Source organism: Microbulbifer maximicatervae (SeqCode), assembly GCF_052467825.1.
Map to the genome: position 1 here is coordinate 606,956 of NZ_CP174327.1, position 24,258 is coordinate 631,213.

Here is a 24,258-nt window from a genome sequence, read left to right on the forward strand (position 1 = left end):
CCCAGCCTTATCATTGGAAAAGAGGGAAAGAATACACTGCACCCAATACTCGCAGTGGAAATTTCCCTGTAAACTCGAATAGACACTTATACCCCCAAAGGCACCAAGCGCATTATTCTTTCTCTCCTTATAAATTCCCTTCTCCCTGTAAACCTGGCTAGATAATTTAGGCCTCAAATTTTGAAAAATTCCCTGCGGTCTTTTTCAGTCCTGCTACTTTTTGGGGTACTTGGCCCATGCACTGCCAATAATTATCAACCAAAGCCACCTATGGCAGATAAGCTGTTTTGCCTGTGTCCGGATTTTCAGAGATGGATATCGAGATGACCGCAAAAGGAATTAATAAAGGAATTATTACCCTACTTTTCACTCTCTCAGCATTATCGACCCATGCCCAGGATGATTGGCGTGATATCGAATGGGGTGAATTCATTGTTCGTTTTGGCCTGACTTATGTCCAGCCAAACGATGAGGGTACAGCGCTTAAGTATAGAGTTTTACAGCAATGGGATTTATACAACAGCAGCTGGCAAATCGACACGACTCATGCATGGCAAATTTCGGGAGTGTGGCGGCCCAGCGATCGCTGGGGCATAGAATTAATGCATATTAATGGCGCCAGCTATGGTACAAAACTGGATAATTTCACCGGCAACCCTGGGCGAAACCAAATCCAGCTCGGCGACTTTAGCACTACAACGACAATGGTTTTCGGCAACTGGTACTTCTTAGATCCATCCTATCGCGCTCGCCCTTACGTCGGTGCAGGGATCAATTACACCAACTTTCACACGGTTGAAATCAGCCGCCAGTTTAACGAATACCTTTTAGACTCTGGACTGTCAGTTGCACCAGGATCATTAAACATGGGGCACTCCTGGGATTGGGGGTTACAAGCCGGCCTGGATTATATCTTTGATTTCCGCGACTGGAGGTATCCTCTAGTGCTTAACTTGTCCACGGTTTACTACTTGGCAGACACCGATGCCACCGTCGACTTCCCCACTGAACTAGGCAGGGATCGCCTCTATGCCCATTTTGACTACAACCCCTGGATCATAAATTTTGGGGTAGGTATTAAATTTTAGTTCCCGGAGCAATTTCATACAGTTGGGCGACAGCGAATACTCTTAAAATTTGAAGTTATTTCATACACGAGCTGCGTTGTCCCCAACTATAACTTCGCCGCTAAAAACCTAATCGGTATTACAACTGTCTGGCACAATAAAAGGAATAACTGTGTCTCCCCAAAAAACTGGCTTCCAGCTTTCTTCTGTAGGATTCGTAAAAATATTCCTACTCATTATGACGGTTTCTGCACTGCTTATTTTTAGCCGCCACTCTCTAGCACAATGTACCCCCGGCAATAGTGGCACCACTGCCGCAGATGAAATCACCTGTGACGAAGACAATGACCCCGATGGTGCGGACATAGAAACTTATGCCGGCAACGATACCATCATTCTCAACGGTGGGACGGCGGAAAATGTACTTGCGGGAGAGGGAGATGACGAAATTATTATCACGGGAGGAATTGTTACCTTATTTGCCGACGGTGGCGCTGGCAACGATACGATAACTCTCGACGAGCGATCCAGTGATGTAGGGAATTATCTGGGGGGAGGAGGCATTCATGGAGGCGATGGAGATGACACCCTGATTCTACTCGATGGGCTGTCCTTTCACGTCTGGGGAGGAGAAGGAAACGATACAATCACCTTGGATGGAGGGTTCATTTTTAACTACCTGGATGGCGGAAACGGCGATGACTACATCTATTGGGATGAGGGCATCAGTAACGAAATTCGAGGCGGCTCCGGATCAGACACCCTACTGATAGATTCACACTCTTTCGATGGAGACGTCATACTGGATGGTGGTGATGATCTCAGTGCAAATGATGGTGAAGTCGACAATTTAATATTTAAATTGGATTACTCCGTTGATGGGACTCTTCTAAATAACTGGGAAAGAGTCGTTATCTGGGGTAGCTCCAAAATGACATTTACTGGGAGTTTAGCTGTCGGAGGAGGTCTCGATTCGGAGGGGAATTCCCTCGGCCTGGACATTCGCTGGGGTGGACAGGCATTTTTTGATAGCGACAGTTATGTAATTTCAGGAGATGTATCCAATAGTGGAACCATTGATCTATCCAACAATAGGTTCAACACCCTCACCATAGCCAAAGACGATAATGGAAATTATGGGCAATACCGCTCTAATAATGGGCGCCTATGGGTAGACGCCGTCCTTGAAGATGATTTTTCACAGAGCGATCAACTAATTGTGGAAGGAGACAGCTCTGGCACCACCACTATCTCTGTCTTTAACCGCTCAGGTAAAGGAAAGCGGACAGAGGGCAATGGTATTAAGGTGGTTTCCGTCAAAGGCGAATCAAATGCACAATTCACTCTGGCAGGGGACTTTGTCAGTAAAGATGATCAGCAGGCAGTGATAGGTGGAGCCTATGCTTACACATTGCACCAGAACGGCGCAGGAGGAAGTGATGAAGGCAGCTGGTATTTGCGTTCAACTGTGGATAACTCTTCAGTATTTCCTGAAGGCGGAATGATCCGCTGGCAACCTACTGCAGTACTCTACGAAGCCCTCCCGCAAATTCTCAGAACACTCAATATTCCCTCTTCACTGCGCAGCCGCCTGGGCAATCGCTATTGGGTAGGTACAAGCTATTTGGACTTGGCCAGTAGCGAGTATAGCGATGCCCAAGAGCAGGCAATTGATAATCGTGGACTTTGGATCAGGAACTCTGCCCGGCATATTACCCTTGACCCCAATGAATCCAGTACCCGTGCAAACTGGAAACAGACTTACTATCAAGTACAAGTGGGCTTTGATTTACCAATACAAGTCTCCGTATTTGGAAGCCAACTTATTGGCAGCGCCGCTTTGCACTACGGCGATTCAAATAACGATGTGAGTTCATTTTTTGGTGATGGCTCAATCGATGCGAGTAACTACGGCGTCAGCGCATTTGTCACCTGGTATGGATTGGATGGCATTTTTATTGATAGTCAACTTAAGCTAAATTGGTTTGACTTTGAAATGGATGCCAAATCACTGCGCGAACTCAATAATAGCGATGAAGCATTTGGTTACGCCTTGTCTATCGAGGGCGGCAAGAGTTTTAAACTGCATGATTACTATTCCTGGACACCCCATGCGCAATTGATTTACACCTCGGAGGAAGCCAATAACTTGCAGGATATCTATGCAGTACAAGCTACAGATATCAATAACAATGGCTTCCTCTTACGCTTGGGAACCATCTTTGAAAAGCGCAAGAGCCAGCGTAAGAGCAGTCGCAATATGTATGGCTCAATTCCCCTGGAAAGGTTCTCTCTGTTCGCAACTCCGAGCCTTATTTACAATATCGACCAGAGGACTAATTTACTCGTATCGGAAACCCGACTCAGTCAAAAACCTGATACCTGGTACGGTGAATTGCGCCTGGGCGCGAGCTACGATGAGTGCGGTGATCACTGTTCTATCTATTCAGAAATTTATTACAGCAGCAGTTTGGAAAACCTGGGGAATAGTTTTTCCGGAGGCTTGGAATTAGGGTTTCGTTATAAGTGGTAGCAGTTTGAGATTAAACTGAAAGCAAAATATCAACCTTAGAGTGCGACAGCTACATTAACTCTATATTAAGCAGCGCCTATTCACTCTAACAGTAACTGAGATAAATTATATTCAGAGAATACTCTGCGTATTTTCTTATCGTTACCACACTTTCCCTTTAAATTCTGTTTCTTCAAGCCGCTAGCCTGACACCCAGGGATTGTTAAAAACCTATCCCTCCAGAAACGAACATCTGGCACTCTTGCGCAACGGACTCCTTGCCTCATACTCATGGCTTTAAGCCAGATATCATCCGCATTAGGACATAACTCCAAAAATTTATCTTTATTCAGAACATCGGGATGTAAAGAGCCGGGATAATATAAAACACCCCCAACTCCAGTAGGAAAAACGCGATAAGAAGGTTTGATATTCATATTGCACTTCCAAGTTTCCCGCGTTGTCCTCCATTTATTGTAAGGCAATACATTACCTTTTTTATCAACACCTATCCTGTGAGCTCGATGACAGAAAATATGTGACGGAAACTTTAAATATGACTGATACAGCATATCGATGGCATCCATCGGGTAGAGGATATCGTCATCCACCGTGACTATCAGGCTATCAGGAAATTTTTGAAGCGCATAATAATACTTTGTGTAAGGTCCTAGATCTTCATCAACAAATTCAATTCTCAACCCACGATCCACCTGCTTCATTAAAATATTGGGCAACATATAATCTGGAAATTCTTTGGTCGATAGCCAAAGTACAATTAAATCCGCCTTTAGCGACTGCTGAAATAAACTCTCGATACACAAATGGATATCATGGATTCGCTTTCCATAGCTAGTCAGAGAAACAACAATACTGTGTTTAGCCGCATTACCTACCCCAGAATCATTACCACTGAGGGTCGACTGCTCCAATATTCTCTTCCAGACCAGAGCATCTAATTTTAGGTTGTTGTTGATTGTATTTTTCTTGCTGCGCTTCGCCGTAAAACCCTTGAACATATTGACTTTACAATCTGGGGTTGAGACAACTCAATGTCTGGTTTTAGACATATACCTAAAAAGGACATTCAGTAATCTGTGACCGCACATTAGAATTATTGAAATTCATAGTGCAGTAACAGAAATTGGTATAGGCGAGCTCAATTTTCCAAGATCGACCACACCCTCAATAGTAAAGGTATGGTCTAGTTTTCGGTAAATGCAACATTTACTACCCTACTTCACCTGCTCCTTCCGTCTCAGAGGCCAGTTTTTTCGCTGCACCACGGCGACCATATAACGCCAAAAGAACGCCAGATGGGAACATCAATACACCGTAAACTGCTGAGGGCACGGACATCTCACTCGAGTGTAAAAGCGTGAGGGTTACCATCATTCCGATGGTACTGTTTTTAATACCGAGTTCCGTTGCAACCGCAACCCCCTCCCGCTTTGGCAGGCCAGCAACCCGGCTGATAAGAAGCCCCAATAGCACACCACAGAGATTCAATAGAATGACCGAGGGGCCAGCTTGAACCATCAAGTCTGCAAGGCGATCGCGAATTCCCCAGATAAGGCCTGCTACCAGTGCAAGCAATACAACCCCGCCAAAAATACTGACTATTCCCTCTGCGCGGCGAGCCAGGTGCGGTCTCCAGGCGCGAAATAGCATCCCTATCACAACAGGCAAGAGGACAATACTGGATAACATCACCACTGTACTGGCGAATGGCAGAGTTATAGTCTGGTCAGCGCCGAAATAAGTTCGAAGCGCATAATTTGCGAAAAGCGGTAAACTGGCAATAGTAATCAGGCTGGCAGAAACTGTTAATACAATAGAAAGCGCCACGTTACCGCGAGCCATCAAGGTAAACAGGTTCGATGTTGTGCCTCCCGGACAGGCGGCAATAATGACTAGGCCAACAGCAATGGCCGGTGGTAGATTTAATCCCCAGCAGAGGCCAATTGCTATAGCTGGCATCAGGAGAATTTGGGTAAAAGTTCCGATAATAAGGCCAATGGGCTTTACCGTTACCTGATGGAAATCCCTGGCAGTTAGGGTCATCCCTATTCCCACCATGATGATAAACAGCGAGATAGGCAAGCCGATCGAAATAAGGGGACCTGATTCCATGATTTTCTCCAGTATCAGTCACTGTAAGAAAAATACCCGACCAAAATCAACTCCCAGAATAAAGCTGGCACTGGAGATGGATAACGAAATCAAGGCAGAAACTTCACTGCCAGGCGACTTATTTCGACATCGGTAATTCACTGATTTTTTTGGTGCTCGGATCGATTCTTATAAGTGTAATTATTATTTTTAGTTCAGATGGTAAAGCAATCATAGATGATTTCACCAATCTGTCTTGTATTTTAGCAATATACAGAAGTTTAATGACTCAGGAAACGATACAGAAGGCCATGATTTCCTCCCTGAAAAGCGGACAGGTAGATAATTGGGACAACTTAATGTGGTCCGTGGGAAGTTCGGATATTCCCACTAGCGAGGACTCCGTTACAGCTTTTAGTGCAGCTAACCAACTCCCCTGGCTTCTACCCACGCGACGAAAGTCCCTATTGGAATACTTCTCCTGCCCGAAAGTAAAAAATGCACTTTCCCCTGAACTGGATAATTACCAGCACGAACTCAACCTCAACAAACCCAACAACCGCTTGGGCACTTACTTTGAAAGGCTCTGGTCATTTGCCTTTGACAAACATCCCGACTACCAGCTGCTCTACCAAAACCTCCCTCTAAGGTCCGGCGGCAAGACACTGGGGGAACTCGACTTCGTCGTGCAACACCTGCCCAGCAACCAGTGTGAACACTGGGAAATTGCCGTAAAATTTTATCTCCAGGTTACCGATATCCATTGGGTGGGGCCTGGAATCAAGGACCGACTGGATATCAAACTGGCAAGAATGGCAGATCATCAACTGCCACTGATTGAAATGCCGGCAGTTCAATCAATGCTGAAAGAGCACGGCCTAGAGATAGATCGCCAGTGGGCGCTAATGCCCGGGAGACTATTCAAACTGCTGGATACACTTCACCGGCCCTCCAGTCATGATCTTTGGTGGGTATCGTTATCTGAGTTTCGGTCATTCTCCTTGAGCCAGGCAAACTGCAGTGCTCTCGAGTGGCTAGCGCTCCCCAAGCAAGCCTGGCTGGCGCCTCAGAGCAGCACCACCGGCATGACTGCCGATCAATTGCTAGAGGCGCTGCTGCCCGAAAGCTTTACCCACCCACTGTGCATCGCCGCCGTCGATAAAAACGGCGAAGCCAGCAGAGGCTTTATCGTGCCCGATAACTGGTACCAAAGAGCCAAAAGTAGCTTGAGCATATAACCCCGGCTGCGCCAGCCTCTCCCCAGATCAGAATCCGGGAGCCTCTCGCTGGCCTCACATTATTTTCTAAATTGGTGATTGACATAGATCAATTTACATTTACAATTTTCAGAAATTTCTGAAACTTAAGAAGTAAATGAAACTATCGAGTCAAGCCCAGGCATTCGTACTGCACTTTGGTGAAATGGGTAGCCGCTGGGGATTCAATCGCACGGTGGGACAAATGTTTGCCCTACTCACCATTCATCCCACGCCACTCAATGCCGAGCAATTGGCCCAGGCACTGAAGATCAGTCGTGGCAATGTCAGTATGGGGCTCAAAGAGCTACAGGCCTGGCGCTTGGTTGAGCTGCACCATCAACCGGGCGATCGCAAAGATTATTTCACTGCAGCTGGGTCAATCTGGGACCTCGCTCGCACTGTCTTCGAGGAGCGCCGCAAGCGAGAGCTCGACCCTACATTAAGTCTGCTTCGCCAGCTACTGCTCAATGAACCCCAAGATGAGCTGGATGCCCAGGCACAGGAAAAAATCCAGGAAGTTTACAGCTTGCTGGAGCTGCTCGAAGAATTTGCCAACACACTCAGCAAGCTAGAACACCAGGACCTGCTTAAATTGATGAAGCTAGGCTCCGGTATCGTCAAGCTACTGGAACTCAAAAGTAAGATGACAGGTGGACAGAACACCTCAAACTAGCGAAAAAAACGCTAGCACGAGGAATATACCGCTGCACTCAAAGCGAAATAACACCTTCATCTGAAGCACTTATTCCGGGGAGAAACCCATAGGGCTAAATCCATGGCTAAAAGCCCCGGCATATTTTTAATCCAGCAGCCCATAGTGCTGGATTAAAAACGGCACAAGGCCGTGCCGCTGCCGATCCAAAGTCGGCTCCTGCAGGATTGTATACGCGGGAACACACACCTGCCTCTATATTTTCTTGCAGTGCCGATTAGCACAGGAGGTGCTAATCGGCTCACTGGTTCAAAGATCTCAGACCAGCAGAGGCTCTCATGCTAGATACCCTGATCCTTTCCAGGATACAGTTTGCCGCAAATATCAGCTTTCATATTCTATTTCCAACAATCACCATCGCACTCGCGTGGATCGTTTTCTTTTTTAAATTACGCTACGACCAAACTAATAATCCGGTCTGGATGCGCGCATATCGTTTTTGGGTAAAAGTCTTTGCCCTGACATTTGCTCTCGGCGTAGTGAGTGGCATCACCATGTCATTCCAGTTCGGAACAAACTGGCCCGGCTTTATGGCCCAGGTCGGCAATATCGCCGGCCCGCTTCTCGGATACGAAGTACTTACTGCATTCTTTCTCGAAGCAACCTTTCTCGGCATTATGTTGTTTGGCATTAATAAGGTGCCAAGCAAAATACATACTTTATCTGCCTTTATTGTGGCAACAGGAACCACTCTATCCGCTTTTTGGATTATTGCTCTCAACTCCTGGATGCAAACACCTGCCGGATTCGATTTACGGGATGGAGTCGCCTACCCGGCAAGCTGGATGGAAATTATCTTTAACGCCTCTTTCCCCTACCGACTTACACATATGCTGCTGGCTTCGGGTTTGACGGCATCTTTCTTTGTTGCGGGGATTTCCGCTTATCGGATTCTTAAAGGAGACCCCAAACGCGCGCCCCGGCTCGCCCTTAAAACAGGACTGATTCTCGCTGCCATCTTTATTCCGATTCAAATCTATGTGGGTGACTTACACGGACTCAACACTTTTGAGCACCAACCGCAAAAAGTCGCCGCAATGGAGGGAGTCTGGGAAACAGAGCGCGGCGCACCCCTGCTGTTATTTGCGATACCCGACGGAGAAGAGAAAACCAACCATTTGGCGATCGGCATTCCCAAGATGGCCAGCCTTATCCTTACCCATGAGTGGGATGGTGAGATCAAAGGAATTAATGATTTCCCCGATAATCACCCACCGGTAGCCCCCGTATTTTTCGCCTTCCGCATTATGGTCGGCATAGGCATATTGATGCTGCTAACCGCTTGGGGAGGGGTCTATCTATTGCGTAAAGGTGAGCTGCCTCGCTGGATGCTTAAAACCCTGGTCGCGATGACATTCTCCGGCTGGATAGCCACCTTGGCCGGTTGGTATGTCACAGAAATTGGACGCCAACCCTGGCTCGTAACAGGAGTACTGAAAACCGCCGACGCTGTTACTCCAGTACCACCTTCTCATGTCGGTTTTTCCCTAACCCTCTATCTGGTTGTCTACGTGATATTGCTCTATGCGTACATAAGAACCCTGAAAGTGATGGCCCTGAAGTCTGTAAAAGTCGAGGAGTTTGAAACTCAGGAACTATTCGCCGGAACTAGCTTAACCAACCGCCCAAAAGATACCGAGAAAAATGACAAGGGAGAAGGCAAATGACCGGTAGCGCTTCTGCAGCGGCCTATTGGCTGCCTGTCGCCTTTGTCGCCCTTATGGGCCTAGCGGTAATAGTCTACGCAATTCTGGATGGCTACGATCTTGGTGTGGGCATTTTGCTCCCCATGGGAGAAGAGGAAGAATCCCAGCGGGATACCATGATCGCATCCATTGGCCCCTTTTGGGATGCCAACGAAACCTGGCTGGTGCTGGCAATCGGTTTGCTCCTGATTGCATTCCCAATCGCACACAACCTGGTGTTAATGCACCTATATATACCAGCTGCGATTATGCTGGTCGGGCTAATCATGCGAGGAGTGGCATTCGACTTTCGTGCCAAGGCTGCCATCGACAAAAAGCTAACCTGGGATCGAACCTTTAAAGCGGGGTCTATCATTACCAGCCTTGCGCAGGGGTACATGCTGGGACAGTACGTGATTGGCTTTAAGCCCGACTGGTCTGCACAGCTTTTTTCAGCGCTCAGCGCTCTGGGAGTTACCGCCGCATACGCCTATATTGGCGGCGCCTGGCTGGTTCTTAAAACCGAGTCGGAGCTGCAAAAACGAGCGACCACATGGACCCGTTACGCAGGACGGGCCACCCTGCTTGGGGTGGTTGCAGTATCGGCCATCAACCCACTGGTAAACCCAACCGTATTCGACCGATGGTTTACCTACCCTCTGGTTATGTTTGTACTACTCGTCCCCACCCTGTGCTTTATCGCTTTTGTCTCCAATGATGTTTTGCTGGCGAGAATGCCTAAGCCTGCGGACAGACATAAAGCGGTTCCTTTTTTTACGGTCGTCGTTATTTTCCTGATGTGCTTTATCGGCCTGGCCTTCAGCTTTTTCCCTGATATTGTTCCCGGCGAACTAAATATTTGGCAGGCAGCCAGTGCCACCGCCTCATTAAAATTTATTCTTGTGGGTGCGGTAATAGTAGTTCCCGTCATCCTCGCCTATACCGTTTTCTCTTATTACGTCTTCCGAGGAAAGGCGACAGAGCTACATTATCACTAGCTACATTTCCATTCGGCTGGCAGAAATACCTGCTAGCCGAATTTAATTAATTAAGGTGGAACTACCCCACAAATCAAACAAGTTCTTCTTGCTCGCCCGAATTTGGTACGATTATAATAATCAATTCCAAAAGACAATTTTTTACATGGAAGTAAAGCGTATGCTAGCCCATGGCCAGTACCGCTTGTCTAAAGGGGGAGGTAGTTTGAACCAAATCGATCGACGAGCAATCAGCCGGCGCGACACCGCCAGTCCGCGCAAACCACAACGCAAAAATGGCCGGGAGAAGTATGAAAAGCTTCTTGACGCCCTTGAAGTATTAATTACTGAACAAGACTCTACGGATATTAGCCTCGCAAACCTTAGTCAGGTTGCAGGTGTTCCAGCAGCGTCTGTTTATCATTTCTTCCCAAGTGTAGATGCCAGCTTAACCGCCCTGGCCGAACGTCACTATAAGTCTTTCGGTGACGTAGTATTGGGCCATTCGGATTTTTCTCCGTCAGAAAGCTGGCAGGATATGCTTAATCAGCTGTGCGACCTTGTGCGCGGCTACTATGAAGAGAATCTCGCGGCACTAAAAGTACATTTTGGACCTCAGTCCAGTTGGGCATTACGCCAACTACAAATGGAAAACAATTGGCGCCTGGCAGATACTCTGATCAAGAACCTGTCTCGGGAGTTTGAGTTACCACCCTCTCAGGATTGGCGAGACCGGTTTATGTGTGCCATCAACATTAACGACTCTTTCTGCTCCCAGTCTTATTCCCGCTTTGGGAAAATAACAGAAGACTCCGCAGCAGAGGGGAAACGGGCCGCTGCAGCCTACTTAAAGCTCTACCTCGGTGAGCTTTTGCAGAGGCGCCAGTTGCGCTTTGCCCCACTGGAGGCTTCGGCCTAAGCCCAGTAGCAGAACCGCAATAAAAAAGCCCGACAAGTAATTGTCGGGCTTTTTTGTGCCTGTCACTTCCACTCTGCCCTCTGTTTAAGCCTCACCTGACTAACAATTACCAATAATCAAAAAAAAGAGAGTAAAAAATATTTGCTAATAAAATAGCTTCAACTTTTATATATATCAAATCGCTATATACAAACTTATATTAACTTCACTTTATAACTATGTTGATTAAGGGAAGCAGCGCTAGAATTGCATTTTTGTAACTGGCAAGACTGAACCTACACTTCATTAACTAATATCGATTGTGGAGGTCCCTTATGCCCATTGCTTCACACGAGCTCTCGGTGGATTTCCCAGAATATGCAGACACAATCAAGCAGCTCATCGAAGACGATATTCAATTCAAACTTGAAAACGACATCTACAGCAAACTGGATAAACAAATAAGAGGCCTTCAGGATAGTGGTATTGGCACCGACGACGATCACTATTCCAGCCTCAAAAAACAGAGAGCCTACTTAAAACAGCACCTCTATAACCGCATTACTTCAGTGATTACCCATCACTAAAGTACGCGTTAACAGTTGCTCGTAGCAGCACTGGCGGTCGCTGCAGTTGCCGAAAGGGCAGGCAGCCAAAAAGAGCTTGGCCTATGCAACTGTACCTGACCTTTTCCTCCCCCTTTGCGCGCAAGGCGCGCATTGTTGTGCAAGAACAGCGTCTGCACTCTGTGGTAACAGAGCATTTCTCTCACCCCTTTCACAATGACGACGAACTTATTTCCAGTAACCCCTTGGGAAAAGTCCCCTGCCTAACCCTGGATAATGGCTCCTCGATCATTGACAGCGAAGTCATCTGTGCATTTCTTGATAAAAGCTTAGGGGATGGTCACTTATCTGCACCACTGGACAACAATTGGGATCTGTATACTTTTCACAGTGTCAGCTCTGGATTAATGGACGCAGCAGTGCATCTGCAAATGGAAAAGCTGCGTGCACGGGAAGAACTTAGGTCTGATTTTTGGTGGCAGCGCTACTTCAGTGCTATTGAGAGATCTCTTGATTACCTGGAAAAGCACCTGGATCGATTACCCGCCAGTCTTAGTTTGCCACATATTAACTTGTGCTCAGCACTATCCTATCTTGATTTTCGCCATGAAGATTTTGACTGGAGAAGTGACCACCCGAAACTTATGGCCATATCGGAAGATTTGGAGAAAAGTGAAAGCCTGAATAAGTGTCAGCTGCATGAGTAGTTACAGAATGCGGAATACCGACAAGAATAAGTTATCCCGCTATTTGTTCTGAACAGGTTAAAATACTGAGTAGTACACTCTTGGGTCAGGCGGAAAGGTGACTCTACCACTGAGACTCGCTGTGATTACATCTCGGTAAGCTCGGAATCGGAATTCATTCTTTATGCGTTACTACAGCGCAGTGCATTCTTCCTTTTTTAGGAGCCGTGACTCTACCATTAGAAAACAGTCTATTTTAATTAATATAAATGCCACACTTTTTTACTAGCCTAACCCCTTTTGGAATACTCCCATGGCCAAACAACCGAAGAGTACTCTTTGGATAATCCTGCACAGCGTGGCCATTATTGCAGTTTTATGTAGCCTGCTAACGGGGCTCCGTATCTCCACCTTGACTAAGCCAAGTATTGGAAATATCGAAGAGCTTTTACCCCAGGGACAGATTCATGATATTCACTTCTTTGTAGCAATTGTTACTTCAGCCATCCTTCTCTGTTACTTATTCTATAAAGTAACAATTAAATTAAAAAATACAAACTCATACAGTGAACCTAATAAAACATCAATTAGCTACCATAGAGTAGTAACACGCATCGGTTCATTTTTTTTAATACTCATGATCTTAAGTGGCTGGATTTTATTTATTGGTTCCGGCAATGCTTCTATCTTTCGCCAGGCACACTTTTATAGTGCTTTTGCGATCCTACTCTATATATTCCTTCACGCTGGCGTTTACCTAACAACCTATGGCCTGAAGACTTTGAGTTATTTACTTCCCAATACTCGATCGGGCTATCGAACTTCAATTTTTACCTACTTATCTACCGGCTGTATCACTTTATTACTTTGGATTATTGTTACAAATAACAGTTACCACGATCTTACAGTTGAGAAAATAAGTCCGGAAACCTTTATAAACATAGATGGAATCCCCCAAGAATCCGCATGGTCCTCAGCCATATCACTTAAAATCCATACTGACGGAGGTGCTAACTTTATTGATGGTAGCTCAACCGTCAACTTGAGAGCCTTGCATAACCAACAGGAAATATTTTTTCATATCACTTGGGAAGATCCCACTGAAAGCCTGAAACACCTACCGCTGAAAAAAGTTGGTTCTGACTGGGAAATACAACAGCAAGGTTTTCAAAGTTTTAATGAAACCCGTCATTATGAAGATAAGTTTGCCATCCTGCTTTCCAGTTCCTGTGATTTCGGTGCTTCGGGAACCTCTCACCTGGGCCGCAAACCATCAGCACAGTTGCCCGCAAATTGGCACGGCAAGGGCTACCACTACAGCTCATCCGATGAAATACACGATCTCTGGCACTGGAAAGCGGTAAGAACCAATAAAATGCATCTGGCAGATGACAATTATATTGGCAGGCCTGACATTGTAAGGCCAGGAGCACGCCGCTATACGGCAGGGTACCTCCAGGATGGCAAAGAGTCCGGGGCATACTTAATGAACTGGGAGTGGTTCTCCTCAAAAAACGTTACACCAAAACGACTACCCAAAACTCCCTCCAGCCTGACTCCATATCAAAACGAGGATACAAAGGGCGATTGGACTATTTCCTGGTTTGATTACCAACCATACACGGCTGAAGATGACAATTATCCTATCAATACGATTATGCCTTCAGTCCTCTATACCTCAAATCGCTTTGAGGGAGATCGTGCCGATGTCAGGGCCTATGCTGTTTGGCAGGACGGCCAATGGTCTATGGAGATGGTGCGTAATTTAAATACTGGGTCAGCGTTAGATGTAGCAATAAAAGACGGTATTTGCCTCTGGGTTTCTGCCTTTGATCACTCGCAAATCGCCCACACTCGCCATGCCCTCCCCGTCAAAATCAAGTTGGCAGATCAATAATGTTTGTGCGCATATTTTGGGTATTCATTTTTCCTGCAATCACGGTCTATGCAGTCATACTGCACCAACCATCACAACCTCTGCCAAGGGAATATCACTTAGTTAAAATTGATAAAAATGGGGAGCCTATCGAGGCTTGGGCAGGCCCCTGGTCCTGTATCTGCGATACCGATACTGGGCTTCTTTGGGAAGTAAAAACCGACGACGAAGGAATTCACGATGGAAGGTGGACCTATTCATGGTATCAATATGAAGAGGGTATAGATAATAATGGAGATTGTTATTTTGAAGAAGAGCGGTGTGATACCGAGGACTTGATTCGCAATACCAATCAACAGAAATTGTGTGCAACGCAAAACTGGAGGCTCCCCGATATTACAGAGTTACGATCCATTATCCTGCAGGAGAGTAAATCTGGCAGACCTCTAATTGCGACTGAATATTTCCCGAAAACTCAAAAGGGAGATTACTGGACCCGTAATTTTGACAGGCCTTTATATGGCATCTACCAATACCTGGGAACAGGTGCTGGCGCAATTAATTTTATGAATGCAAAAACCGTCACAATTCCCTACCGAAACGCCGCTTTCGTTCGTTTAGTCTCCAATCATTCAACGGCCTGTAATAAAGATCCACAATAATTCCGGCGCGCCGCACAAGTTTTTGCGACTAATCTCTATAGCTGCTGCGCCTGAAAATAATAACCACTACTTACAGGAAACCCCCGATGAGACGGTTCTTAAGCGCTGCTTTTGCTATCTCGACTCTATGTTTGGCAATTAATGCCAGTTCAGCAACTAAACACCACAGATTGGCCTGGGATGGTGATGCATCCACCAGTGCCGTTATCGGTTTTTCGCCAGACGGCCACAGTAGTAATCCTTATATTAATTTTGGCTATTCAACCAATGAAAATAGCTGGAGCAGTCAAGGGGTTGATTCAACATCTACCTTCGATGGCAGCTTAGATAGCTACTTTGTCAGGTTGGAAAACCTAACACCGGATTCAGCAGTTTACTATCGTGTGTGTGATCAGGACGGCTGTGGCGACCGGTTCTGGTTTAAAACGGCTCCTGCGGAGGAGTCTCCCTTCGTCATAGTCGCTGGGGGAGATACCCGCACGGGGCATACAACACGGCGCGAGGGCAATGCTTTACTAGCCAAAATTCGCCCGCTGGCCGTTATGCATGGCGGTGATTTTACCAACGCCAACAGTGCGTCGGAAATGGATGACTTTTTACAAGACTGGACGCTGACCTACTCCAACGACGAAATTAATGGCTATAGCTATCAACGTATTTACCCTCTAATACCTACGCATGGGAATCATGAGGATGACAACTATTCAACCACCTGCCAGGTCTTTGGTGTGGACTTCAATGCGGATGGTAGTTGTAGCCCTAGTGATACCTACGGCGCAGTACAAATTTCCCCCCTATTGCGCGTCTATACATTAAACAGCCAATTCCAGGAAAGCGGCTGGTCATCTTATGCTACCGCCATGAACAATTGGCTTGAGAGTGATTTAGCAGGAACTGGCGCCTACAGTCACTGGCGCTTTGCCCAGTACCACAAGCCCATGTTCCCCCACTACAGCGGTAAATCTGACAACCCCACATTATTTAATTGGTGGGCACAACCCTTTTATGACTATGCCATGAATATGGTGGTCGAATCAGATACCCATCTCACCAAAGTCACCGAAGTCGTTGCCCCCGGTAATAGCGATTTTTCAACCAACGAAACAGGCGGCACCGTTTACGTTGGTGAGGGAAGCTGGGGAGCACCAGCTCGCTCAGCAAATGATGCCAAGTTTTGGACCATAGATATGGCCAGCATCCAGCAGTTTAAAGTTATCCAGGTCAGCTTTGACCAACTCACTGTACGCACAGCACAGTTCGATAACAGCGCAAGTACCCTGACGCGAGAAGATCGAGCCAATAATCCTCTTGTATTACCGGAAAATATCAATTGGTGGAGCGCCAACCGAATTGGTGAAGCTATGGTTCTCGCACAAAATAACGTTGGCAGGAGCGTTATGCTTGAGGACGACAGTGGTAATGGCGAGTTGTCACTACCAGTGACTGATGACACATTTATTTCATCGCGCTACTCTTCCAGTAATTTTGACAATGACTCAGATGGCCTTCTGGCAGATGGCAGCGATAGCACCTATGGAATGCTTTACTCACTGATTAAATTTGATCTCTCCAATTTATCTCACTGCTCAATGATAAATTCAGTTGAGATCGAGTTAAATATCACCAACCGTTCCAGTAATAGTTACGGTATCTATTTAGCAGAATCCAACTGGAGTGAGGAATCAGCCACCTGGAATTCTGTCGGTGGATCAACGGTGCTTTCACAGTTGGCCGCCAGCTTTACCCCGTCGTCTACTGGAACCCAAGTGGTGAACTTGAGTTCATCAAGTCTTCTGGATAGTTGGCTGAACAATGAAAATACTGGCTTAGTCATTGCCTCACTGAGTGGCAGTGATGGGGTAGATATCTCTTCACAAGAAACCGGTATTGCCCCAGCCCTCAGGGTAACCGCCGATTGCAGCGATTCTATTAGTGAAGAGGTATCTCAAGTTGCTTCAGACGATGTGTTTATTTCATCTAGAAAAGAGGATGATAATTTCGATGCTGATAGCGATGGACTCCTCGCCGACGGCAGTGATCTAACCTATGGAACTCTCTATAGCCTCATTCGCTTTGACCTATCAGATTTAAGCTGTCGCCAGTATATTGATGCGACACTCGAGTTGAATGTAACCAATACCTCCAGCAATAGCTACGGCATTTACATGGCAACACAAAGTTGGCGGGAAGAGTCGGCCACTTGGGATTCTGTCGGGGGTAGTTCTATTCTCGGACTCCAGGTGGGCAGTTTTATCCCCTCCTCTACCGGCCGGCATCTCATTGACCTGGGAGCCTCAGGAATCGTCGACAGCTGGTTAAACGATAATAATAACGGCCTGGTCATCGCATCGGAACGGGGCATTAACGGTCTGGATTTAAGCTCCAAAGAGAGCGGGCAGAGCCCTCTTCTTACCTTACAGACACTCTGTAATTAATTGCCTTCAGGGCTCTCTGTCCGGAGAGCCTTATTTATCCCGTTCTGTGTAGCTTATTTCTCCAACACTGGTTTATATTTACAATCCAAATTTTTTGGCACGAATTTCTTCAAAATATAAAAATATCAACGTCGCCCTAGTCCAAAACCATAATTCCTTTAAATAAAAGAACCAGTAATTAAGTTTACCAATCTACCTAATTAATTCCTTTTAAACGCGACACTATAAAATTTATATACTATTAACCCCATATCCAAGACTACGCTTCAGCCAAAGGGCAAAAGAAATCAGCGGTAAGGAATAGAGTCAGGTATTTCATCATCAAATAAATAATGAGCCAAAGGATGTACCAACGATCGTACGGAGATACTGTAAATGTTAATAAAATATAATCGTAGTTATGTCGCTTTATTAATCTCAATATTTATAGTCGCGCCATTTAGTGTCGCAGATACCCATGAGGAAGTCGTCACTGATCCAGTAATTCTTGAGGGTGCAGTAGAAGGACAGCCAAAGTCCAATCGGTTTTGGTGGCCTGATCAGCTGGATCTGCGTCCCCTCAGGCAACACTCTCCAAGATCCAATCCAATGGGTGACAGCTTTGATTACGCTGCCGAATTCCAAACCCTGGATCTTAAAGCGGTAAAACAGGACATCGAAACTCAGCTCAAAACTTCACAGGACTGGTGGCCCGCAGACTACGGTCATTACGGCCCATTTATGATCCGAATGGCCTGGCACAGCGCTGGCACCTACCGGATCGGTGATGGTCGCGGTGGTGCCCGTGGCGGCCAACAGCGTTTCGATCCCCTCAACAGCTGGCCTGATAATGCCAACCTCGATAAAGCCCGCCGTCTACTCTGGCCCATCAAACAAAAATATGGGCGCAAATTGTCCTGGGCTGATCTTATGGTGCTAACCGGCAATGTAGCCCTGGAGTCCATGGGATTCCCCACTTACGGATTTTCCGGGGGGCGACAGGATGACTGGGAGCCCGACCTGGTTTATTGGGGGCCCGAAACCAAGATGCTCGCAGATGAGCGTTACACCGGCAACCGAGAGTTGGACAAGCCCCTGGGCGCTGTGCAAATGGGGCTTATTTATGTCAACCCGGAGGGCCCCAATGGCAATCCCGATCCGGTGGCTGCCGCCACAGATATCCGCGAAACCTTTGCCCGCATGGCGATGAATGACGAAGAGACAGTAGCCTTGATTGCTGGAGGGCATACTTTTGGTAAGGCTCACGGTGCAGTGAAAGCTGATTGCCTCGGCCCAGAGCCCGCCGCCGCCCCAATTGAGCAGCAGGGGCTTGGCTGGAAAAATAAGTGTGGGAAAGGAAATGCCGACGACACAATGACATCCGGCCTAGAAGGGGCCTGGTCTGCCGCCCCGATCAATTGGAGCCAGCAGTATCTGGACAACCTGTTTAAATTCAATTGGGTGAAGACAAAAAGTCCAGCTGGTGCCGTTCAGTGGATTCCCGATGATCAGAGCGCGGCAAATCTGGTGCCCGATGCATTCGACAAGAACAAGCGCCATGCCCCCATCATGTTTACCACGGATTTATCCCTTAAGTTCGATCCCAGCTACAAAGAAATTGCCAAACGGTTTCAGGAAAATCCGGAAGAATTTCAACGCGCCTTTGCCAAAGCCTGGTTCAAGTTGACTCATCGGGATATGGGCCCTCGCGCGCGCTATTTGGGAGCGGAGGTACCCGAAGAAGATTTAATTTGGCAAGACCCTATCCCCAAAGTTGATCACCCTCTGATTGACAGCCGGGATATAAATTCTCTCAAAGCAAAAATACTGGCGGCAGGCATTAGCGTTCCCGATCTAGTGAGGACTGCCTGGGCCTCAGCTTCTACCTTCCGTGGTTCAGATTTTCGCGGTGGTGCCAATGGTGGCCGTCTTCGCCTGGAACCCCAAAAGGACTGGTCGGTAAATGATCCCTCTGAACTATCACAAGTCCTGGCATCGCTGGAAAAAGTCCAGCAGGAATTTAACAGTTCCCAATCCGGGGGCAAAAAAATCTCAATGGCAGATATCATTGTACTTGGGGGCGCAGCAGCCATTGAAAAAGCAGCAGAGCAAGGCGGACATAAAATTCAGGTCCCTTTCAAACCTGGACGCACCGATGCTTCCCAGGAACAAACAGATATTAATTCTTTTGCGGTACTACAACCTCTGGCCGATGGCTTCCGCAACTACTTTGGCGATGGTTATGGGAGAACCCCTACAGAGTTATTAGTTGATAAAGCCAGCCTGTTAACCCTGAGTGTGCCTGAAATGACTGTTCTGGTTGGAGGAATGCGCGCACTTAATGCAAATACCGACTCCTCACAGAATGGTGTACTTACTCAGCGCCCCGGCACACTGACGAATGATTTCTTTGTGAACCTGCTCGATATATCTACTGTTTGGTCCAAGTCGGCAAAATCAGAAGGTATCTATGAAGGAAAAGATCGCAAAAGTGGCCAGGCAAAGTGGACAGCCACACCTGTAGATCTGATTTTTGGTTCAAACTCTGAATTAAGGGCAGTCGCAGAGGTTTATGCTTCTAGTGATGGCGCTGACAAGTTTATAAATGATTTTGTGCAGGCCTGGACCAAAGTAATGAATTTGGATCGGGTTGATCAGCCTCAGTCTTAGGGATCATGTACCTCAATTAAGAAAAAAACCGAGGCTAGCCTCGGTTTTTTCTTCTGGGAGATTATTTAAGTTTTAATCCTGCCCCTTTAAATGCCGATCAAAAAATCGCTTGATCATGCTGTATTGGTGGATGCGAGTCTGCTTACCGCGCAAGCTATGCTTCTTGCCTGGATAAGTCATCAGCTCAAATTGTTGGCCGTTGTCCTGCATCTGTTTTATGAGTTTAGTGGTATTGGTAAACAACACATTGTCATCCGCCATGCCATGATAAATCAGCAGATCACCTTGTAAGCCCTTCGCATAGGGAAACACAGAAGATGCCTCATAGGCATCCATATCCTTGGTTGGATTGCCCATATAACGCTCAGTGTAATGGGTATCATACAGCGTCCAGTCCGTAACCGGCGCACCCGATACCCCCGCCTTAAAGTAGTCTCCGGCTTTGAACATACTCATCAGTGCCATGTAACCACCGTAGCTGTGACCGAAGATACCTACTTTATTTTTATCAACGTAAGGCAGGGTACGCAGGAATTCAACGCCGGTAATTTGATCTTCCACTTCAGGAGATCCCATATTCTTAAAGATAGGATTCTCAAAAGTGGTACCGCGGTTTGCTGAACCACGATTATCTAGGGAAAAAACAATATAACCCTGTTGGGCCATATACTGGTTGAATAGTTTATCCCAGCTATTGGTAACCACCTGAGCGTGTGGACCACCATAGACAAACACCATTACCGGGTAACTTTTCCTCGCATCAAAATTAGCAGGTTTGTACAAGCGGTAGAAAAGCTCCTGGCCATGGGGCGCCTCAATACTGCCAAATTCCGGAGTGATCCATTGATCTTTATAAGGATAGAGAGGGTGATCACGATTTACAGCGTTCTGCTCAAGCCAGGTGATTCTGGCCCCTGAGCTGCTGTGCAGGCTCACCTGAGGGGGCGTAGTAACGCTGGAAAATTTATCAATATATCCAGAGGCATCCTCAGAAAATTCGATAGAGTGCATACCACTACGCTGTGAAATTCTCTTAATGTCGCTCTCCCCTTGCAGGGAGACTGCATAGAGATGCCTCTCGATTGGAGTATCTTTTCGTGCGGTAAAATACAGACGGTTAGCCTGCTCATCAACAGCCTCTAACTCGTCAACCACCCAATCTCCCTTAGTCAATTGTGCCTGTAATCTGCCGCCAAAATCATATTTATACAGGTGTTTGAAGCCATCCCTCTCCGATGACCAAATAAAAGCATCGCTATCTTCCAAAAAGTGGAGATCATGGCTCAGGTTAACCCAGGTATCGCTAGACTCGGTAAGGAGCGTTCGGGTTTTTCCCGTATTGAGATTGTAAGCACGAAGCTCTAACTTTTGCTGGTCTCGAGATTGCCACTGGAAAGTTAGTAGGTGATCACGGGCCCATTTTACTCGGGGAATATAAATATCCTGATTATCTCCCAGGTTGACCCAACGGATATCCCCCGAATCAATATCTATAAGGCCAAGTCGGATTTTTGCGTTCGCACGCCCAGCAGCGGGGTAACGTTGCTGTATCATTTCGATACGATCCGCATAGATTTCGCTACGGGTTACCTGATCAACTGGCGACTCATCAACTTGCAGGAAAGCAATATGCCGATCATCAGGAGACCACCAATAACCGGTCATCCGGTCCATTTCCTCCTGGGCAACAAACTCAGCCATTCCATTTTTAATATGATCTTTGCCGTCGCTGGTTAGCTGCTTTTCCCTACCGGTTTTCAGATCGACAATATAGATATTTTGGTCGCGAATAAACGAAACAAAGTGCCCCTCGGGAGAAACCTTTACATCGGTTTCAAAGGTTTCCGTTTCAGTCAGTCGACGCGAAGAACGGTCTTTGAGATCGTAATAGTAAATATCGCCGGCCAAAGGGAACAACAGAGACCGACCATCCTCTGACCAGCTGTACTCCATTATTCCACTACCATAAATTCGCTGGCGCTCCCGTCTTGCCTTTTCCTCATCCGAAAGAGTTTCACTACCGCTGTGCAGACTATCGGAATTGACTAAAATTCGGGACTGACCGTCTTTCAGGTTGTACTCCCAAAGATCGTAACGGTTGTAATCTTCAACTCTACCTTTGAGGAAAGTTACGCGCTGCCCATCAGGTGAATATTCCAGCGCTCGGGGAGCGGTACCACTCAGAGCCGGGTCGGAGAATAACCGTTCAATGCTGAGTGACTCTGCAGAACATATTCCTGCAAAAGTACATCCAAGTAATGCAAGCAGTGCTTGTTTCATAGGAAAACTCTTTATATTAAGTATTGTTGGCAATTCACGTACCACTTTGCTAGCAGGGGGATTATTTAGAAAATTCTGATTAATTCCATGTTATCTCCGGCTTCCTTAGGAGCCGGCCTAAATGACATCCAGGTAAGCCATAGCTTCTCTTTGGGACTTGTTCTGATCACCAGAAGTATCTCAAATTTATCGGAAACCCTCTAAAAAATGCAGCTATATTGTGGATAGAGCAAACCGGTGAAGGATTCTACAACGGAACCTTCCGGGACATGCAGTACCTTACAGTTTTGGGTTTGCGCACAAACAATCCTGCTGCAATAGCCCCCCTTTACAAATGTTTACTCTGCTTAACCAACATTTGTGGTTAGCTAATGTCGGACTAAAGCTTTTATCAAAATATGGGGTAACAATAATGAAGGTTCATCTCTTTGCATCTGCAGCTGTGATTTTGATCGCTGCTGGCTGTAGCTCTACACCAGAGATCCCCACCACTGAATCGTTTGTCACTGACATCACCGAACTGGGCCATCGTCGCTTTACCTACAAGGCAACCATTGGAGCTGGCCCCAAGGGCCAAGGCGGTAAGCGTGGTGGTCCGGGTGGTGGAGGTCCAGGTGGCGGTGGTCCCGGTGGTGGTGGTCCCGGTGGTGGTGGTCCCGGTGGTGGTGGTCCCGGCGGCAGTGGTAAGGGTAGTGGTGGCCCAGGAGGTGGCGGTCCCGGCGGCGCCAATTCTGGAGATGTGAAGAAAGTTGCCCGGCAGAGAATGGAACTCTTGCTAGCCGAAAGTGGCTTCTGTCCCAATGGCTGGTTCCTGATCGAACAAACTTTTGACCAGAACAGAGCTGAAATTATTGGCGAGTGTCGGGCGGTTGCACGATAAGCTTACGCCTCTCACTTTGGCTCTATGTATTCTGCTCGTATCGCTTTATACATAGCAACTTGCCCAGGGCGCGAAACCCTTTACCCAAACAGCCCCTCAACTGAGGGGCTAACTTCACTAGTCCGCGATTTACACTGTCTATTACCTATGCCTGCTCAACAATGAGTCTGCATGGAACCTTAAGTGCTCCTCAATAAATGAAGCGATGAAATAGTAACTGTGATCGTAACCTGCATGGTGCTCTATCCGAAGAGGATAATCACTGGCTTCGGCAGCTGTTTGCAGGGAATGTGGTCTCAGCTGTTCCTCAAGAAACTCATCCTGCTCCCCCTGAGAAACCAAAATCGGAGTTTTCTCTACAGCGCGCCCCATTAGCACTGTTGCGTCATATGGTTCCCAGCTCTTGGGATCAGCTCCCAAGTAAGTTCCCAGCGCCTTTTCTCCCCAAGGGCAAGCAATAGGATTACAAATTGGACTAAAAGCAGAAATTGATTGATATCGCTTGGGGTTTCGCAGACCGATGACCAGGGCACCGTGCCCGCCCATAGAATGTCCGCAAATCCCGCGTCGATCATTGGTGGGGAAATGAAGTTCTACCAGGCTTGGAAGTTCATCCACGATGTAGTCATACATTTGATAATGCTGCTTCCAGGGTTCTTGAGTCGCATTTACATAAAAACCAGCCCCCTGCCCCAGATCATAACCCGGGTCATCCGCCACATCGTCTCCTCTGGGGCTGGTATCGGGTATCACTAAGATAATCCCTAACTCTGCAGCGACTCTCTGAGCACCAGCCTTTTGACTGAAGTTTTCATCCGTGCACGTCAAGCCCGATAGCCAATAAACAACAGGATATTTCCTCTGTGTATTCCCCTCTGCATCCTGTGGTAAAAAAATGGAGAAGACCATAGAACAGTTGAGCGTGCTGGATTTATGTCGGTAACGCTGCTGCAAACCGTCAAAAGATTTAGTACTGCCAACCAATTCAATCGACATTTTAAG

The 24,258-nt window shown here is 47.0% G+C and carries 18 protein-coding genes; 14 read left to right on the forward strand and 4 right to left on the reverse strand.

The features are described from left to right. Nucleotides 1-293 precede the first annotated feature (293 nt). The gene (locus ACJJII_RS02710) at nt 294-1,088 is read left to right on the forward strand and encodes an OmpW/AlkL family protein (RefSeq protein WP_444918189.1); all 795 of its coding nucleotides are present in this window, start codon (nt 294-296) and stop codon (nt 1,086-1,088) included. 151 nt (nt 1,089-1,239) lie between these two features. Next, nucleotides 1,240-3,600: an autotransporter family protein gene (locus ACJJII_RS02715; protein WP_444918190.1), complete on the forward strand. Its 2,361-nt coding sequence runs from the start codon at nt 1,240-1,242 to the stop codon at nt 3,598-3,600. Nucleotides 3,601-3,680: 80 nt separating this feature from the next. On the opposite strand, the gene ACJJII_RS02720 is transcribed toward ACJJII_RS02715, so the two are convergent. Further along, on the reverse strand, nt 3,681-4,598 hold the full coding sequence (locus ACJJII_RS02720; RefSeq protein ID WP_444918191.1) for a glycosyltransferase family A protein: 918 nt from the start codon (nt 4,596-4,598) through the stop codon (nt 3,681-3,683). A 211-nt stretch (nt 4,599-4,809) separates the two neighbouring features. Then, nucleotides 4,810-5,712, reverse strand: a complete 903-nt coding sequence (locus ACJJII_RS02725) for a bile acid:sodium symporter family protein (RefSeq protein ID WP_444918192.1) — start codon at nt 5,710-5,712, stop codon at nt 4,810-4,812. Between the two features lie 263 nt (nt 5,713-5,975). Here ACJJII_RS02725 and ACJJII_RS02730 point away from each other — a divergent pair, with 263 nt between their 5' ends. From ACJJII_RS02730 to katG, 11 genes are all read left to right on the forward strand, one after another. Then, nucleotides 5,976-6,929: a DUF1853 family protein gene (locus ACJJII_RS02730; RefSeq protein ID WP_444918193.1), complete on the forward strand. Its 954-nt coding sequence runs from the start codon at nt 5,976-5,978 to the stop codon at nt 6,927-6,929. Nucleotides 6,930-7,065: 136 nt separating this feature from the next. Continuing rightward, nucleotides 7,066-7,623, forward strand: coding sequence for a GbsR/MarR family transcriptional regulator (locus tag ACJJII_RS02735; protein WP_282931244.1), 558 nt, complete (start codon nt 7,066-7,068; stop codon nt 7,621-7,623). A gap of 317 nt (nt 7,624-7,940) precedes the next feature. Further along, nucleotides 7,941-9,329: a cytochrome ubiquinol oxidase subunit I gene (locus ACJJII_RS02740; protein ID WP_444918194.1), complete on the forward strand. Its 1,389-nt coding sequence runs from the start codon at nt 7,941-7,943 to the stop codon at nt 9,327-9,329. Further along, nucleotides 9,326-10,345 (forward strand): cytochrome d ubiquinol oxidase subunit II, encoded by a 1,020-nt coding sequence (gene cydB / locus ACJJII_RS02745; RefSeq protein WP_444918195.1) that lies wholly within the window; start codon nt 9,326-9,328, stop codon nt 10,343-10,345. The genes ACJJII_RS02740 and cydB overlap by 4 nt, the downstream gene beginning before the upstream one ends. Nucleotides 10,346-10,490: 145 nt before the next feature. Beyond that, entirely contained in the window at nt 10,491-11,243 is a 753-nt protein-coding gene (locus ACJJII_RS02750) for a TetR/AcrR family transcriptional regulator (protein WP_444896086.1), read from the forward strand. Between the two features lie 314 nt (nt 11,244-11,557). Next, entirely contained in the window at nt 11,558-11,809 is a 252-nt protein-coding gene (locus ACJJII_RS02755; RefSeq protein ID WP_282931240.1) for an HP1242/YdcH family protein, read from the forward strand. An 83-nt stretch (nt 11,810-11,892) separates the two neighbouring features. Continuing rightward, entirely contained in the window at nt 11,893-12,495 is a 603-nt protein-coding gene (locus ACJJII_RS02760; RefSeq protein ID WP_444915520.1) for a glutathione S-transferase N-terminal domain-containing protein, read from the forward strand. Nucleotides 12,496-12,787: 292 nt separating this feature from the next. Continuing rightward, nucleotides 12,788-14,371, forward strand: coding sequence for an ethylbenzene dehydrogenase-related protein (locus tag ACJJII_RS02765; protein WP_444918196.1), 1,584 nt, complete (start codon nt 12,788-12,790; stop codon nt 14,369-14,371). Further along, on the forward strand, nt 14,371-15,012 hold the full coding sequence (locus ACJJII_RS02770) for an Lcl C-terminal domain-containing protein (protein WP_444918197.1): 642 nt from the start codon (nt 14,371-14,373) through the stop codon (nt 15,010-15,012). The genes ACJJII_RS02765 and ACJJII_RS02770 overlap by 1 nt, the downstream gene beginning before the upstream one ends. 86 nt (nt 15,013-15,098) lie before the next feature. Beyond that, nucleotides 15,099-17,447, forward strand: a complete 2,349-nt coding sequence (locus ACJJII_RS02775) for a DNRLRE domain-containing protein (protein ID WP_444918198.1) — start codon at nt 15,099-15,101, stop codon at nt 17,445-17,447. Nucleotides 17,448-17,822: 375 nt separating this feature from the next. Then, nucleotides 17,823-20,096: a catalase/peroxidase HPI gene (gene katG / locus ACJJII_RS02780; protein ID WP_444918199.1), complete on the forward strand. Its 2,274-nt coding sequence runs from the start codon at nt 17,823-17,825 to the stop codon at nt 20,094-20,096. 72 nt (nt 20,097-20,168) lie between these two features. On the opposite strand, the gene ACJJII_RS02785 is transcribed toward katG, so the two are convergent. Next, nucleotides 20,169-22,376, reverse strand: coding sequence for a S9 family peptidase (locus ACJJII_RS02785; RefSeq protein ID WP_444918200.1), 2,208 nt, complete (start codon nt 22,374-22,376; stop codon nt 20,169-20,171). A gap of 412 nt (nt 22,377-22,788) precedes the next feature. Between ACJJII_RS02785 and ACJJII_RS02790 the strand changes: the two genes are divergently transcribed. Beyond that, the gene (locus ACJJII_RS02790; RefSeq protein ID WP_444918201.1) at nt 22,789-23,256 is read left to right on the forward strand and encodes a hypothetical protein; all 468 of its coding nucleotides are present in this window, start codon (nt 22,789-22,791) and stop codon (nt 23,254-23,256) included. A 141-nt stretch (nt 23,257-23,397) separates the two neighbouring features. Here ACJJII_RS02790 and fghA read toward each other — a convergent pair whose 3' ends face one another. Further along, nucleotides 23,398-24,252, reverse strand: coding sequence for an S-formylglutathione hydrolase (gene fghA / locus ACJJII_RS02795; protein ID WP_444918202.1), 855 nt, complete (start codon nt 24,250-24,252; stop codon nt 23,398-23,400). Nucleotides 24,253-24,258: the final 6 nt, after the last annotated feature.